The sequence below is a fragment of the Reyranella sp. genome (assembly GCF_050185545.1).
In the GTDB taxonomy this organism is placed as follows: Bacteria; Pseudomonadota; Alphaproteobacteria; order Reyranellales; family Reyranellaceae; genus Reyranella.
In genome coordinates, this window is record NZ_JBFWZI010000015.1 from 40,077 (window position 1) to 54,383 (window position 14,307).

Below are 14,307 nucleotides of genomic sequence, written 5' to 3' on the forward strand. Positions count from 1 at the left end.
CAACCCGGCCGCTTCACGGCAACTTCAGCGAGGTCTGCCCGACATAGGGCCGCATCAGCTCGTCGGCCTTCTTCTGGGCATCCTTGACAGCCTGCTCGGCCTTCTTCTTCCCGTTCATCATCGCCTGGATCTCGTCCTCAAGCGCCTTGCGCACGGCGACGGTCTGGTAGGTCGCGAACCATGGCTTGGCGTACGGTAGCTGATCGAGCGCCACCCTGGCATCGGGGTTCCTGGCAATGAACTCCTTCATCTCCGGCTTGTCGTAGGCCGACTTGCGCGGCGCGAAGTAGCCGGTGAAACGGCTCCAGCCACCCAGCGTCTCGGCCGCTGTCAGCCACTTGATGAACTTCCAGCCGGCCTTCCTGCTGTCCTCGCTCTGGCCGTTGAACATGACCAGCGAGGCGCCGCCGATCGGCACGGCGTTGCGCACGTTCCTCGGCACGAAGGCGACGTCGTAGGGCTGCTTCATGTTCTCGCGGATGAAGGACAGCGAGCCGGTCGACAGGAGCATCATCGAGGTCTTGCCGGCGAAGAACGCGGTCGACACGCCGCCCGCCTCGGTGACGCCTTGCGGCATCACCTTGTGCTTGAAGATCAGGTCCTCGAGAAAGCGCGCCGCGCCCAGCATCGAGGGGGAGTCGTAGTAGACCTCGCCGCCGTACTCCTCGTTGAAGTAGCGCCCGCCGTTCGACAGCGACAGCGCCTCCATCAGCCAGCCGAGATAGTCGTAGCCGGCCGGCATCAGGAAGCCGTGCCGGTCGGCCTTGGCAAGCTTCCTGGCAGCGTCCACCAGCTCGGCCCAGGTGCGCGGCGGCTTGCCCGGATCGAGGCCCGCCTCCTTGAAGTGCGCGACGTTGTAGTAGAGGAGCGGCGTCGAATTGTGAAACGGCACGCCATAGAGCTCGCCGTCGACCGTGGCGTTGGCGTGCAGCGCCGGCCAGAAATCCTGCAGGAAGGCCTCGCGCGTCGTCTGTTCCGCCTTCAGCATCGGCTCGAGCGAGATGATGTCGCCCGACAGCTTGAGATCGACATTGAAGTTGGCGCTCATCAGCACGACGGAGGGTGGCTTGCCGGCCTTGGCGGCGGCCTGCGCCTTGAGCTTGGTGTCGTCGTAACCGCCAGTATAGACCGCGGTGACCTCGACTTCCTTCTGGCTCTCGTTGTAAAGCTTGACCAGCCGCGTCATCTCGCGCGCGAGCTTGCCTTCGACCGGAACGGGAAAGAAAAACTCGATCCTGGTCTGTGCCGACACCGCGAACGGCGTCATCGCGAGGCACATTGCCAGCGCGCTCTTGCCCAGGCGGGCGATCATTGTCATCGGTCTGGCCTCCTAGCCCTTAACTCCACTGAAGACGAAGCTGTCGACGAAGCGGCGCTGGAAGGCGACGAACGCCACCGCCAGCGGCGCCATGACGAGGAGCGTGCCGGCCGCCAGCACGCCCCATTCCTTGCCGCCCTCGGCGCCGCGCGTGAAGGCGGCGAGGCCGATCGTAAGCGTCTGGTTCTTCGGATCGCTGACCACCATCAGCGGCCACAGGAACTCGTTCCAGTGCGCCGTCACCGAGACGATGGCGAAGGCGAGCAGCCCGGGCCGCGCCATCGGCAGCAGCACGTACCAGACGATCGCCCACCACGGCGCGCCGTCGATCGCCGCCGCCTCCTCGAAGTCGCGCGGCAAGGCGAGGAAGGTCTGGCGCATCAGGAAAGTGCCGAAGGCCGAGGCGAAGTACGGCGCCATGACGCCAGGCAAAGTGTCGTACAGGCCGAGATCGACCACAGTGCGCAGGTTGGGCACGATCAGCGCCGGCGGCACCAGCATGAGCTGCAGCAGGAAGGCGTAGAACAGCACATCGCGGCCGGCGAAGCGCAGGCGGGCAAAGGCGTAGCCGGCCAGGCCGACGGTGACGCATTGCACCGCGAGCAGGCCGGTCACCACGATGATGGTGTTGACGTAGTAGAGGCCGAAGGAGCCGCTCTCGAGCGCGTTGCGAAAATTCTCAAATGTCGGCGTGAAGTCGGGCAGCAGCGAGGCCATGCCGGCGCTGCCCGCGCCGTCCGGCCGGAACGATGCGACCACGGTCCACAGGAACGGGCTCGCCCACAGGAGGGCGACAGCCGACAGCAGCGCGACGAGAAACGCGCCGGGCAGGCGCTTCGCGAGCCGGCGCCTAGCCATTGCCACGGGCTCCGCGCTCCATCACCTTGAGCGAGCCAAGCGACAGCGCGAGCAGCACGGCGACGCTGATCAGGGTCGCGGCGGCTGCCTTCCCGTACTCGAAATTCTCGTGCGCCGCCTGGAAGATGTAATAGAGCACCAGGTTGGTGGCGTTGGACGGGCCGCCGCGGGTCAGCACGATCACGTGGTCGACGCTGGTCAGGAGCTGGATCAGGGCAATCACGGTCACGAAGGCCGTGGTCGGCGCCAGCGCCGGCAGGATGACGAAGCGCAGGCGCTGCCACGCATTGGCACCGTCGATCATCGCCGCCTCGACCGTGTCGCGCGGCACGTTCTGCAGGCCGGCGATGTAGAACAGCATGTAGTAGCCGGCGTTCTTCCACACGGTGAGGCCGATCATCGACCACAGGGCGATGTCGGAATCGCCGAGCCAGTTCGGTCCCTGCACGCCTATCTTGGCGAGGTAGTAGTCGAGAAGCCCGACACCCGGCAGAAAAATGAAGAAGAACAGCGAGGCAGCCGCGACCAGCGGCACCAGCGAAGGGAAGAAGAAGACCGTGCGCAGCACCGCCGACAGGCGCGTCGAGCGCCGGACCGCAAGCGCAAAAGCCAGCGCCAGCACCAGGGTAGGAACCAGCACACCCAGCGCATAGACGAGGTTGTTCAGCGCGGCCTGGCGGAACGCCGGGTCGGCAAGCACCCTGGCGTAGTTGCCGAACCCGACGAAGGTCTCGGTCGCGCCGGCGCCGTGCGGCTTGTCGAACAGCGAATCGACCAGGACGCGCAGGATCGGCAGGTAGGTGAACAGGGCGAGGAACAGCAGCGAGGGCGCGAGCAGCGCATAGGGCAGCAGCCGCGCCTTGCGCCGCCGAGTCGACGCCGCGTTCGCCCGGGGGCGATCCTGACGGGATTCGAGAGCCCCGGTCGCGCCGGCCATGCTCATGCTCATGCCGCCCGATGCCTAGGGCGGGTGGAACAAGGAACTGTTACAGAGCGGCTACGTTTGCGTGACGGCCGTCAGGCAATGGGGATAATAACACCCATCAGCCGCGTCGCCGGCTTCTCAGCCAGCCGCCGGCTGAAGGCGCACATTGTCGATGAAGAGGAAGATGTCGTTGTCGGGAACGCCCTTGCCCGGCGGCGCACAGAGTATGCCGCCGGTCACCGAGTCGTAGCCGCCGCGCTGGAACTGGCCCAGCCGTCGGAAGCCGACGCAGCTGCGGCCCTGCTTGTCCTCCTGGAAGGTCACGTAGTCGGCGTCCTTGTAGCGCGCAACCTGCGAAATCCGAGTGACGAACTTGCCGTCCTCGAACATCCATTTCACGAAGTCGGCCGTTGTCTCGTCCGCCACGACGTAGGAGTAGGTATTGCGTGCCTCCCACACGAACATGTGGACGTAGTAGCCATTGCTGCCCGCCCCGAAGGCCGCCCATTGGCGGAAAGCGCCGACATTCCCTTCACCGGTGACCAGATTGGTGGCCCGGCACTTCAATCCCGCCCAGGCGACGATGCGCGATTGCCGACAGTCGATGTCTTGCCAAGCGTAGCGTTTCGTATCGGCCGTTGCCGTTCCAGCGGCAACGGCCAAGGCAGCGAAGTACATCGGCAACCGGATGATCCTCGTGGCCATCGGCAAGTGCAGCGGTGGAGGACTGTCACGCCGCGCCGCGGCGCGGATCACCGGCACACCTCGAGGGGCAGGAGTTGGCGATAGGCCGCCGTCAGGCACTCCGCTTCGCTCTTGAACTCTTCGCGGCGGAAATAGATCGCCTGCATCTGGTATGCGCCTGCCGCCGATCCGCCTCGGCTTGCCGAGGAACCGGAGAAGGCGGGCCAGGCGATCCCCGCACCGTCACCGTTGGTGCCGGGCACTGTGCCACTGCTAACGGCCCCAGCCGGAGCCACGGCACCTCTGATGAGGCCCTGGGAGACTGCACCACCAAGCTCCGGGTTGGCGACAGTGCTGCCGGTGCTCCCCGAGGTGCCGCCGGCGCCACTGCCGGAGCCGCCGGTTCCGCCGCTGTTGCTTGCACCGCTGGTAGCCGCACCGCTCGCCGTCCCACCGCCAGCGGCGCTTGCCGATCCAGCGCTGCCGTTGCTGGCTGCGCCTTCGCTCGTTCCGGCACTGCCGCTGCCTGCTCCGGCGTTGCCACTGCCGGTGCCGCTTCCACCTGGTCCGGCGCCCCCAACGCCACTCACGGCAGAACCGACAGCCGAACCGACGGCACCCACGGCCGCTGCCGCGGCACTAGCCGCAGTGCCTGCCGCGCTGCCCACGGTGCCGGCTACGCCGCCTACTGCGCCGCCCCCTGTGCTGGTCTGGGCTTCAAGTCTCGCTGCAGCAAGCACAGCGAATGACACACCGCAGCACAGCGCTGCCGTCCGATACCATCGCGCCATTCTGCCTCGCACCGTTGATAAAACTTCCCACGAGCTCGGGCTGCTCTCCGTCAGGCAACGAACGATCCCAAGACCTGACCGGAGCCAGCTGTCGCCTCATCTAAACGCCACCGGGCACCTGTCTGTTGCGTCGCACATGGCGATGCATGCCGGTGCGTACAGAACGGTACGGGTCGGCTACCTTTGCGTGACGGCCGGCACGCGATGGGGATAATCGTCGACATGGGCGACCTTCACCCCCTGGCCCTCGGCTTCCTGGTGGCGCTTGGCATCGGCCTGCTGGTCGGCATCGATCGCGAGCGCCGCAAGGGCGACGGCTCGACGCGCAGCGCCGCCGGCCTGCGCACGTTCACGCTGGCGTCCCTGCTCGGCGCCGTCGCCATGGCGGCGGGCGGGGCGCTGCTGCTTGCAGCGGCCAGCCTCGCCGTCGCGGGCTTTGCCGGCGTGTCCTACTGGCGCGCCCACGAGGAGGATCCCGGGCTGACCACCGAGACCGCGCTCGTGGTCACCACCCTGATCGGCGGCCTGGCGATCCGCGAACCCGCCATCGCTGCCGGTCTCGGCGTGGTCGTCGCCGTCCTGCTGGCCGCCCGTACCCCGCTGCACCGCTTCACGCGCTCGGTCCTCACCGACGACGAGCTGCGCAGCCTGCTGATCTTCGCCGGATCGACCCTGGTCGTGCTGCCCCTCCTGCCCGATCATCCGATCGGACCCTACGGTGCGCTGAACCTGCGCAACATCTGGCTGGTCGTCATCCTTGTGATGGGTGTGAGCGCGCTGGGCTACGTTGCCGTGCGCCTGGCCGGCGCGAAGTTCGGATTGCCACTGGCCGGCTTAGCCGCGGGCTTCGTCTCGAGCAGCGTCACCATCGGCGCCATGGGCGAGCGTACGCGGGGCCAGCCCGAGCTGACGAAGCCCGCTGTCGCCGGCGCCGTGCTGTCGTCGGTCGCCACCATCGTTCAGCTCGCCATCCTGATCGGCGCGATCAGCATGGAGACGCTCGGCGCCTTCTGGCTGCCGCTGGTCCTTTCCGGCGTCACTGCCATCGTCTATGGCGGCATCTTCACCCTGTGGGCGCTCGAGCATCGGATCGACCAACACTCCGCGGCGGGCAGCGCGTTCAGCCTGAAGACTGCACTCGCCTTCGCTACCATCCTGGCGGCCATCCTGCTGGCTGCCGCGGCCGCGCAGGACTGGTTCGGCGAGACCGGTGTGCTGATCGCCGCCGCAATCGGCGGCTTCGCCGACACGCACTCGGCGGCGGTGTCCGTCGCTTCGCTGGTTCAGGACCAGCGGATCAGCTCACAGATGGCAATTGTGCCGATCCTGGCCGCGCTCACCACCAATACCCTCACCAAGGCCGCTTTCGCCATCACCACCGGCGGCCGCGCCTTCGCCCTTTATGTCATTCCCGGCCTGATCCTGATGGTCGTCGCGGCATGGCTTGGCGCCTTCATTGCCGGCCCGCTCAAGGTCTGACCGTGTCAAATGGCGGGAAACTTGCTTTCCTGCCACCGCCTACGACGCTTGGGAGACATGGATGGCCAACAAGATGCACCGGCTCGGCGCGCCCCGCGCCGGCTACCACTGGACGGCGAGCGCCAGGGAAATCGACATGGCGACGCCGGCTGCGAGACCGAAGCCCCTGCGCATCGCTGCCCAACCCCAGAACATCACCATCGATCTCAAGCGCACGGCAATGATCGTGATCGACATGCAGAACGATTTCTGCGCCAAGGGCGGCTGGGTCGATTCGCTTGGCCTCGACTACACGCCCGATCGCAAGCCGATTGCGCCGCTGCAGAAGCTCCTGCCGGCGCTGCGCAAGGCGGGCGTGCCGATCATCTGGGTCAACTGGGGCAATCGGCCCGACCTCGCCAACATGCCGCCCAACCAGATCCATATCTACAAGCCGTCAGGCGTCGGTATCGGGTTGGGCGACCCGCTGCCGGGCAGCGGCGCGGCCGTGTTGCAGAAGGGCTCGTGGGCGGCCGCCGTGGTCGATGAGCTCGAGCAGGTGCCCGAGGACATCATGGTCGACAAACACCGCATCAGCGGCTTCTGGGACACGCCCCTCGATTCCATACTGCGCAATCTCGGCATCCGCACCGTGATGTTCTCGGGTGTCAACACCGACCAGTGCGTCCTGCATTCGCTGACCGACGCCAACTTTCTGGGCTACGGCTGCGTGCTGGTCGAGGATTGCTGTGCCACCAGCTCGCCCGACTTCTGCACCGAAGCCACGGTGTGGAACGTGAGGAAGTGCTTCGGCTTCGTCACCGATTCCGGGAAGATACTGCGGGCCCTGAAAAAGTAACCAGGCACTTGCGCGATCTCGTCCTTCTCCCAGGCTTCATGTGCGACAGGGATCTGTGGGCCGACATGGTCCCCGATCTCAAGACCGTGGCGACCCTGCACTACGGCAACGTCTACGAGGATACCTCGCTCGAAGGCATGGCGCGGCGCGTGCTCGACTCCTCGCCCGAGCGCTTCGTGCTGGTCGGCTTCTCGATGGGCGGTTTCGTCGCGCGCGTGCTGACTCTGATGGCGCCCGAACGGGTGACCGGCGTCGCCTTCGTCGCCTCCTCGGCGCGCGGCTACTCGGCCGAGGAGATCGCGCGCCGCCGCGCGGGCTATCAGCCGGGTGACCGGCCGCCGCGCAAGGCAGGCGAGGAGTCGGTGGCGCGTGGCCTGCATCCGGCGCGCGAGACCGACCCGGTGCTGCTCGACCGGTTGCGCGGCATGCAACGCCGGCTCGGCCGCGACGTGCGGGCGCGCCAGGCCCAGCTGGTGCGCAACGACGGCTATGCCGACCTCGAGCGCATCAGCTGCCCCGCGCTGGTCGTCGCCTGCCGCCAGGACCGGTTGCGCCGGCTCGCCGAGACCGAGCGCATGGCGCAGCACCTGCCACGTGCCCGCTTCGCCATCCTCGAGGAATGCGGGCACATGGCACCGCTCGAGCGTCCCCGCGAGCTGGCCGGCCTGCTGATCGACTGGATCGGGGAATCGGGCTTGTAATCGGCATTTTCGCCGCCGAGCTGCCAAAAGCCTTTAGCAGATTTTATAGAGGCTTACGGCCCTTGAACCCGCCTGTTCCGGTGCCATGTCTGGGCGTCTGGGGACGAGGCACGAGATCATGAGCGAAGCCCAAGACCTGTTTGCGGTCCTGCGACAGTCCACCGACGCCGATTGCGTGAACGCCCTGGCGCGGCTGGTCCGCGAGGCACCCGACCGCAAGCTCACCCGCATCAACGTGCTGGCTTTCGCCAGGGCCGAGGGTGTCGACGAAGAACAGATGATCACGGCGTTCCTTCAGGCTGCCCGGATCGGGCTGTTCGACCTGTCATGGAACGTGCTTTGCCCGAGCTGCAGCGGCGTGCTCGACGCCAATGCCTCGCTGAAAAGCGTACGCTCCGGGCAATACCATTGCGCATTCTGCAATCTCGACAACGAACCGACGCTCGACGAGATGGTCGAGGTGACCTTTACCGTCAGCCCGCGGGCGCGGCGGATCGCGGCACACAATCCCGACGAATTGCCGCTCTGGGAGTATTACCGCCAGGTTTTCTGGGGCTCCGGTGTCGAGCTGCCCGACAGCGACCTCGAGCCGACCCTGCAGCAGATCACGCTCGATGCCGTCGAGCTGCCGGCTGGCGAGAAGGCGCTGCTTTCCCTGCAGCTGCCGGCGAACTTCGTCATCGTGCTCGAGCCGGTGACACACACCGCGCAGTTCATCGACGTCAAGGGCGAGCCGACCGCCGATCGGCAGGCGCTTTCCGTCGTCTACAACAACCTGCGAGCGCCTGGCGCGGCCCTCGAGATGCGGCCGGGCCCGATCCGGCTCTCTCTCGAGAATCGCACTGGCACGCGAGTGCTGCCCACCGTGTGGGTCGTCAGCAAGAAATTCGAAGGGATCACCGGCAAGCGCCGTCCGTTCCTCACCGCCAAGCGCCTGCTGTCAAACCAGACGTTCCGCGACATCTACCGGACGGACACGCTCGACGTCGACCAGCGACTCAAGATCACCAGCCTCACCTTCCTGTTCACCGATCTCAAGGGCTCGACCGAGCTCTACGAGCGCGTCGGCGACCTGGTGGCCTTCGACTTGGTGCGCGAGCACTTCCGCACGCTGAACGAGATCGTGGCCGACGAGGGCGGCGCCGTCGTCAAGACGATCGGCGACGCCGTGATGGCGACCTTCCTCACGCCCGACCAGGCGCTCGCGGCGGGGCTGCGCATGCGCGAGGCGATGCGCAAGCTGAACGAGACTCACGGCCGCGAGGACCTGCTGCTCAAGATCGGCATCCACGAAGGTCCCTGCCTCGCCGTGAACCTCAACGAGCGCCAGGACTATTTCGGCCAGACGGTGAACATCGCCTCGCGCGTCCAGGGACTTGCCCTGTCGCGCTCGATCCTGGCGACGGCCCCCGTCGTCCACAATCCGAAGAGCGCCAGCCTGCTCAGCGGCAACGGGCAGAAGCCCGTGGCGCAAAGCCAGCCCCTGCGCGGCATCGCGACGGAGGTGGCGATCTATGAGATTCCGTGATGCTCGGCGGACACGCCTCATTCTCCTCCCCCGTCATCGGGGGAGGTGCCCCGTCTTACGGGGCGGAGGGGGAAGGCCACAGTCGAGGTCCCTCTGATTCCGACGTCATGGTCGGAGACATCCATACTGTTGCCTTCCCCCTCCCGCCATACGGGCCCCCACCCCCGATTACGGGGGAGGTTGGAAAACTTCGCAGTCGCACCAAACGTCCCTCGTTGTCGGAGCGATAACCCTGTCCTATCGTGCCGCGTGCCTAACTCGCGCGACATCTGATGTTTTCCGTTTCTCGCGCTGCCGATTCGGCCGACCGGATCTACTTCACGCTGGTTGCCCTGATCGGCGGCGCCCTGCTGGTGTACTTCGCCGCGGTGCCGGCGCTCGGGCTCAACGTCGCCTTTCATTTCTACCTGATGCTGTGGATCACCATGGCGTCGGCCTTCAACGTCGCCTCGGGCTTCGCGGGATACATGCCGTTCGGCTACGTGGCGTTCTACGGAGTCGGGGCCTTCACCACGGCGATCCTGGTCAAGAAGGCGGCGTTTCCGCTGTTCCTCGCCCTGCCGCTGTCGGGAGTCGCGGGCCTCGTTCTGGCGCTCTTGTTCGCGCCGACGCTTCGCCTGTCCGGCATCTATTTCGGCATCGTCAGCCTGGCGCTGGCCGGCATCTGCCGGCTCACCATCACCAACATGCCGGAAGAGATTACGGGCGGCAGCTTCGGCCTGCAGCTCGGCAGCCGCGCCCAGCCGCTGCAGAGCTTCTACGTGATGATGGCGGTCATGGTGCTGGCGCTCGCCACCATCCTGTGGCTGTCGCGCTCGCGCCTCGGCAAGGCTTTGCGCGCCACGCGCGACGACGCCGAGGCGGCCGACATGATGGGCGTCAACGTTCCCCTGGTACGACTCTACGGCTGGCTGATCTCGGCCTTCTTCCCCGCGGTGTGCGGCGGCGTCGAGGCCTGGTACACCAACGTCGTCGACACCGAGACCGCCTTCAACACCCTGATCACCGCCAAGACGGTGATCTACGCGGTCGCCGGCGGCATGGGCACGGTGACCGGGCCGATCATCGGCGCCGTCGCCATGGTGTGGCTCGACGAGCTGATCTGGCGCCAGTTTCCGTTGCTCAATCTCCTGATCCTGGGCGTCGCCACGGTGATCCTGGTGCTGTTCCTGCCGCGCGGCATCGTCGGCACCGTGCTGCGCCGCAAGCCGCACTGGCGGCGCTACGTGCCCTAGGGAGACGCCGTGGAACTGTTGATCCTGAACGGCCTCGCCAACGGGCTGATCGTCGGCGGCATCTATGCCCTGATCGGCGTCAGCCTGACGCTGCTCTACGGCGTCCTGCGCGTCGTCAACTTCGCCCATGGCGAGTTCGTCATCGCCGGCTCGTTCTTCGCCTTCGTGCTGTTCAGCACCTTGAAGATCCCTCCCCTGCTCGCCCTGCCGCTGGCCGCCGTCGCCTTCTTCGTCGCCGGCTGGCTGCTCTACTACGTGCTGATCCCGCGCCTGGCGCTCAGCGACGATCCCGAGCTGATGTCGTTCCTGATGTTCTATGGCGTGTCGATCGCGGCGGCGGCGCTGATGCTGCTGCTGTTCGAGGCCGATTCGCGCTCGATCGACTTCACCTTCACGCCGGTCTCGGTCCAGGTCGGCCCGATTTACATCTCGACGGCGCGCCTGGTGGCGCTCGCCATCACCATAGCGATCTCGATCGCACTGGCGCTATTCCTGTTCCGCACCCTCCCCGGCAAGGCGCTGCGCGCGGCGATCATGAACCCGGAAGCGATCCAGATCATGGGCGTCGACATCGTCCGTCTGTCGGCCTTCGCCTTCGCACTGGCCTCCGCGCTGGCCGGGGTCACCGGCGTGCTGGTCGCCCTGGTGTTCCCGGCCTTCAATGCCTTCTCCGGCGCCGAGTACACCATCATCGCCTTCATCGTCGTGGTGCTGGGCGGCCTCGGCAATCCGGTCGGGGCGTTGCTGGCCGGCGTGGTGTTCGGCCTGGCCGAGCAGATGGCGACGGTGTTCCTGCCGCAGGCGCTGGCCCAGATCGTGGGCTTCGTCATCCTGGTCGGCACCATCTTCCTGCGCCCGTCGGGCCTGCTCGGCACGAGATTCCGACGGTGAGCACCGCCATCGAGACGCGCGACCTCACCAAGCGCTTCGGTGGCCTGGTGGCGCTCGACGGTGTCAGCCTGCAGGCCGCTTCCGGCGAGATCCTGGGTGTCATCGGCGTCAATGGCGCGGGCAAGACGACCCTGATGAACTGCATCTGCGGCCTCTATCGGCCGGATGGCGGCGACGTGTTCATCGGCGGCGCGCGGGTCACCGGCCAGTCGCCGCACGTGATCGCCCATCACGGGATCGGCCGGACTTTCCAGGTGCCGCGCGTGTTCCGCAAGATGTCGCTGATCGACAACCTCCTGGTGCCGGTGCTCGATCGCCCGGCATCGGATTCCGAGCTGATCGGCCGCGCCGAGGCGATGCTCGAGCGCATGCAGCTGATCGAGCTGCGCCACAACTACGCCGAGGAGCTGTCGGGCGGCCAGCAGAAGCTGCTCGAGATGGCGCGCATGCTGATGCCCGACCCGGCTATCGTCATGCTCGACGAGCCGTTCGCCGGCGTCCATCCGGTGCTGTGCAGGTTCATGATCGAGCGCATCGAGGAGACCGCCCGGGCCGGCAAGGTAGTGCTGCTGATCAGTCACGACCTGACCTCGATCTATCGGCTGTCGAGCCGCGTCATCGCGCTGAACCAGGGACGCGTCATCGCCGAAGGCGGCGTCGCCGATATCCGCGGCAACCCGGCCGTCATCGAAGCCTATCTCGGGGCCTGACGATGGCGACGAATGACCCGAATGGGCCACCCGTCCTCGCGCTCGACAAGGTCGATGTCGCCTATCACGGCGACATCCGCATCCTGCGCGGGCTGTCGCTCGAGGTCAGGTCCGGCCTGATCACCGGCATCATCGGCCCCAATGGCGCCGGCAAGTCGACGGCGTTGCGCGCCCTCTACGGCCTCCTGAAGCCGGTCGCCGGCGAAGTGCTGATTGACGGCCGCACGGTGACCGGCCTGCCGCCGTGGAAGTTCATCGAGCACGGCATCGCCCTGGTGCCGCAGCAGCGCAGCCTGTTCAACGAGCTGTCGGTCGAAGACAATCTGCGCCTCGCCTGCTGGTCGTTCCGCCGCGATCGCCGCCGGGTCGAGGAGGCGCTGGAGCGCGCCTACGCCCAATTCCCGATGTTGCGCGAAAAACGCCGCGACCTCGCGGGCTCGATGAGCGGCGGCCAGCAGCGCTTCCTCGAGCTCGGCCGCGCGCTGGCGCTCAGGCCGCGCGTGCTGCTGCTCGACGAGCCGACGGCGATGATCGCGCCGCGGGTCAGCGCCGACATCTACGACTTCATCAGCGGCCTGCCCGCTCAGGGCATCACCGTGCTGCTGGTCGACCAGAACGTGCGCCAGTGCGTGCGCATCGCCCAGCACCTCTACGTTCTGGAGCTCGGCCAGAACAAGGTCGACGGCTCGGCGCATGCCTTTCAGGAGGATTCAGGACTGCGCGACCTGATCGCCGAATGGGTCGACTATCGTATCGACACGTGAAGGGGCGCATCGACACGTGACCGCCCGGCCGGCGGTTGCTAGCCTCGGCCACGATGGGAAGGAGGAACGCCATGTCAATCAAGTTGCCCAGGAGGACGCTGCTCGCCGGCGCTGCCGGAACGATCGCGATCAGTGGCGCCCGTGCACAGGATGCCAAGCCGATCCGCATCGGCATGACGGTGTCGTCGACCGGCACCTTCGCGCTCGCCGCCCAATCGGGCCTGCGCGGCGCCGAGATCTGGGTCGACGACGTCAACAGCCGCGGCGGCATCGCGATCGGCGGCACCAAACGCAAGGTCGAGCTGGTGAAGCTCGATGACCGCAGCGACAAGACCACCGTGCCCAAGGTCTACGAGACCTTGGTCAAGGAGGAGAAGGTCGATCTCTGCTTCGGCCCGTTCGGCTCGACCCTCACCGCGGCCGCCGTCAACGCCACCGAGGCCAACGACAAGTTCATGGTGATCTGGTCGGCCTCGGCGGATTCGATCTACCAGCAGGGCTACAAATACATCGTGTCGGCGACGCAGCAGGCCGGCACCCTGCTCGGACGGCCGGGCGTGAAGGCGTTCGCCCGGCTCGGCGCCAAGAAGATCGCCTTCGCCTATCTCGACGAGCCGTTCCCCGCCGCGCTGACCAACGGCGCCGTCGAGGAGGCGAAGAAGCTCGGCATCGAGGTGACGATGAACGAGAAGTTTGCCAAGGGAACCAAGGATTTCAACATCCTGATCCAGAAGGCCAAGGCGACCGGCGCCGACGTCTTCATGCCGACCGCCTACGAGGGCGACCAGATGACGATCGCCCGCCAGCTGCGCGAGATGAACGTCGAGTTCAAGGCGGTCTACCTGGTCTATGCTTCGCAGCCGCAGTTCCTCGCCATCGGCAAGGACGCGCTCTACCATTGGAGCCAGACCCTGCTGCATGAGCGCATCAACTGGAAGGTGACCGGCGGGCTCAACCGGGCGCAGATGATGGAGCGCTACGCCAGGCTGTTCCCCAATGCCCAGTATCCCGCCGACTTCCAGACCGCGCTGGCTTACGGCGCCGGTGCGGCGCTCGAGCAGATCATCGTCGAGGCGCAGTCGCTCGAGGCGGCGAAGCTCAAGGCCGCGGCCCTGAAGCTCAACAACAAGATCGTCACCGTCACCGGTCCCTACGAAATCGACCAGACGGGCAAGCAGTTCAAGAGCGAGTTCGCCGTCATGCAGAACATGCCGTCCGGCCCCGAGGCGGTCTTCCCGCCCGAGATCGCCACGGCCAAGGCGGTCTACCCGGCGCCGCCCTACAAGGACCGCAAGTAGGCGCGCACGCCCGGACGGACCTCCAATCCCTCCCCCCGTGATCGGGGGAGGCGGCCCGTAGGGGCGGAGGGGGAGAGCCTCAGTCGAGATCCATGAGATTTCGACGTCGGAACCTTATGAACCTCGTGTGAGGCCCTCCCCCTCCGGCCCTTACGGGCCACCTCCCCCGATTACGGGGGAGGCACACGAGTGCCGCTTCGCAGCCGGCGCGACAACAGGGTTGCGCCACCGAACAGAATGACGACGCCGAAGCAGACGGCGGACGGCAGCCAGAGATCGATGAAAGA

Annotated in this window: 14 protein-coding genes; 9 read left to right on the plus strand and 5 right to left on the minus strand. The window is 66.7% G+C overall.

All coding sequences use genetic code 11. The annotated features are described in order from the left end of the window. Positions 1–13: 13 nt before the first annotated feature. The 5 genes from AB7O82_RS06370 to AB7O82_RS06390 all read right to left on the minus strand — a co-directional run bounded on the left by AB7O82_RS06370 (position 14) and on the right by AB7O82_RS06390 (position 4,048). Positions 14–1,318: an ABC transporter substrate-binding protein gene (locus AB7O82_RS06370; protein WP_428618936.1), complete on the minus strand. Its 1,305-nt coding sequence runs from the start codon at positions 1,316–1,318 to the stop codon at positions 14–16. A 12-nt stretch (positions 1,319–1,330) separates the two neighbouring features. Next, positions 1,331–2,176: a carbohydrate ABC transporter permease gene (locus AB7O82_RS06375; RefSeq protein WP_428546767.1), complete on the minus strand. Its 846-nt coding sequence runs from the start codon at positions 2,174–2,176 to the stop codon at positions 1,331–1,333. Further along, positions 2,169–3,113 carry a carbohydrate ABC transporter permease gene (locus tag AB7O82_RS06380; protein WP_428546764.1) on the minus strand — a complete coding sequence of 315 codons (945 nt, stop codon included), beginning with the start codon at positions 3,111–3,113 and terminating at the stop codon, positions 2,169–2,171. The genes AB7O82_RS06375 and AB7O82_RS06380 overlap by 8 nt, the downstream gene beginning before the upstream one ends. Before the next feature lie 126 nt (positions 3,114–3,239). Then, positions 3,240–3,806, minus strand: coding sequence for a hypothetical protein (locus AB7O82_RS06385; protein WP_428546761.1), 567 nt, complete (start codon positions 3,804–3,806; stop codon positions 3,240–3,242). A gap of 47 nt (positions 3,807–3,853) precedes the next feature. Beyond that, positions 3,854–4,048 carry a hypothetical protein gene (locus AB7O82_RS06390; RefSeq protein ID WP_428546758.1) on the minus strand — a complete coding sequence of 65 codons (195 nt, stop codon included), beginning with the start codon at positions 4,046–4,048 and terminating at the stop codon, positions 3,854–3,856. A 750-nt stretch (positions 4,049–4,798) separates the two neighbouring features. Here AB7O82_RS06390 and AB7O82_RS06395 point away from each other — a divergent pair. The 9 genes from AB7O82_RS06395 (at position 4,799) to AB7O82_RS06435 (ending at position 14,020) form a co-directional block, all read left to right on the plus strand. Beyond that, positions 4,799–6,055 (plus strand): MgtC/SapB family protein, encoded by a 1,257-nt coding sequence (locus tag AB7O82_RS06395; protein WP_428546755.1) that lies wholly within the window; start codon positions 4,799–4,801, stop codon positions 6,053–6,055. 61 nt (positions 6,056–6,116) lie between these two features. Further along, on the plus strand, positions 6,117–6,893 hold the full coding sequence (locus AB7O82_RS06400; RefSeq protein ID WP_428546752.1) for a cysteine hydrolase family protein: 777 nt from the start codon (positions 6,117–6,119) through the stop codon (positions 6,891–6,893). Beyond that, positions 6,839–7,594, plus strand: coding sequence for an alpha/beta fold hydrolase (locus AB7O82_RS06405; protein WP_428618938.1), 756 nt, complete (start codon positions 6,839–6,841; stop codon positions 7,592–7,594). The genes AB7O82_RS06400 and AB7O82_RS06405 overlap by 55 nt, the downstream gene beginning before the upstream one ends. Positions 7,595–7,712: 118 nt before the next feature. After that, a complete protein-coding gene (locus AB7O82_RS06410; RefSeq protein WP_428546746.1) occupies positions 7,713–9,122 on the plus strand; it encodes an adenylate/guanylate cyclase domain-containing protein in 1,410 nt (469 codons plus the stop codon). A 272-nt stretch (positions 9,123–9,394) separates the two neighbouring features. Beyond that, on the plus strand, positions 9,395–10,357 hold the full coding sequence (locus AB7O82_RS06415; RefSeq protein WP_428546743.1) for a branched-chain amino acid ABC transporter permease: 963 nt from the start codon (positions 9,395–9,397) through the stop codon (positions 10,355–10,357). 9 nt (positions 10,358–10,366) lie between these two features. Continuing rightward, positions 10,367–11,248 carry a branched-chain amino acid ABC transporter permease gene (locus tag AB7O82_RS06420; protein ID WP_428546740.1) on the plus strand — a complete coding sequence of 294 codons (882 nt, stop codon included), beginning with the start codon at positions 10,367–10,369 and terminating at the stop codon, positions 11,246–11,248. Beyond that, positions 11,245–11,958, plus strand: coding sequence for an ABC transporter ATP-binding protein (locus AB7O82_RS06425; protein ID WP_428546737.1), 714 nt, complete (start codon positions 11,245–11,247; stop codon positions 11,956–11,958). Before AB7O82_RS06420 ends, AB7O82_RS06425 begins: the two co-directional genes overlap by 4 nt. Positions 11,959–11,960: 2 nt before the next feature. After that, the gene (locus AB7O82_RS06430; RefSeq protein ID WP_428546734.1) at positions 11,961–12,722 is read left to right on the plus strand and encodes an ABC transporter ATP-binding protein; all 762 of its coding nucleotides are present in this window, start codon (positions 11,961–11,963) and stop codon (positions 12,720–12,722) included. Positions 12,723–12,793: 71 nt separating this feature from the next. Continuing rightward, positions 12,794–14,020 (plus strand): amino acid ABC transporter substrate-binding protein, encoded by a 1,227-nt coding sequence (locus AB7O82_RS06435; protein WP_428546731.1) that lies wholly within the window; start codon positions 12,794–12,796, stop codon positions 14,018–14,020. Positions 14,021–14,307: the final 287 nt, after the last annotated feature.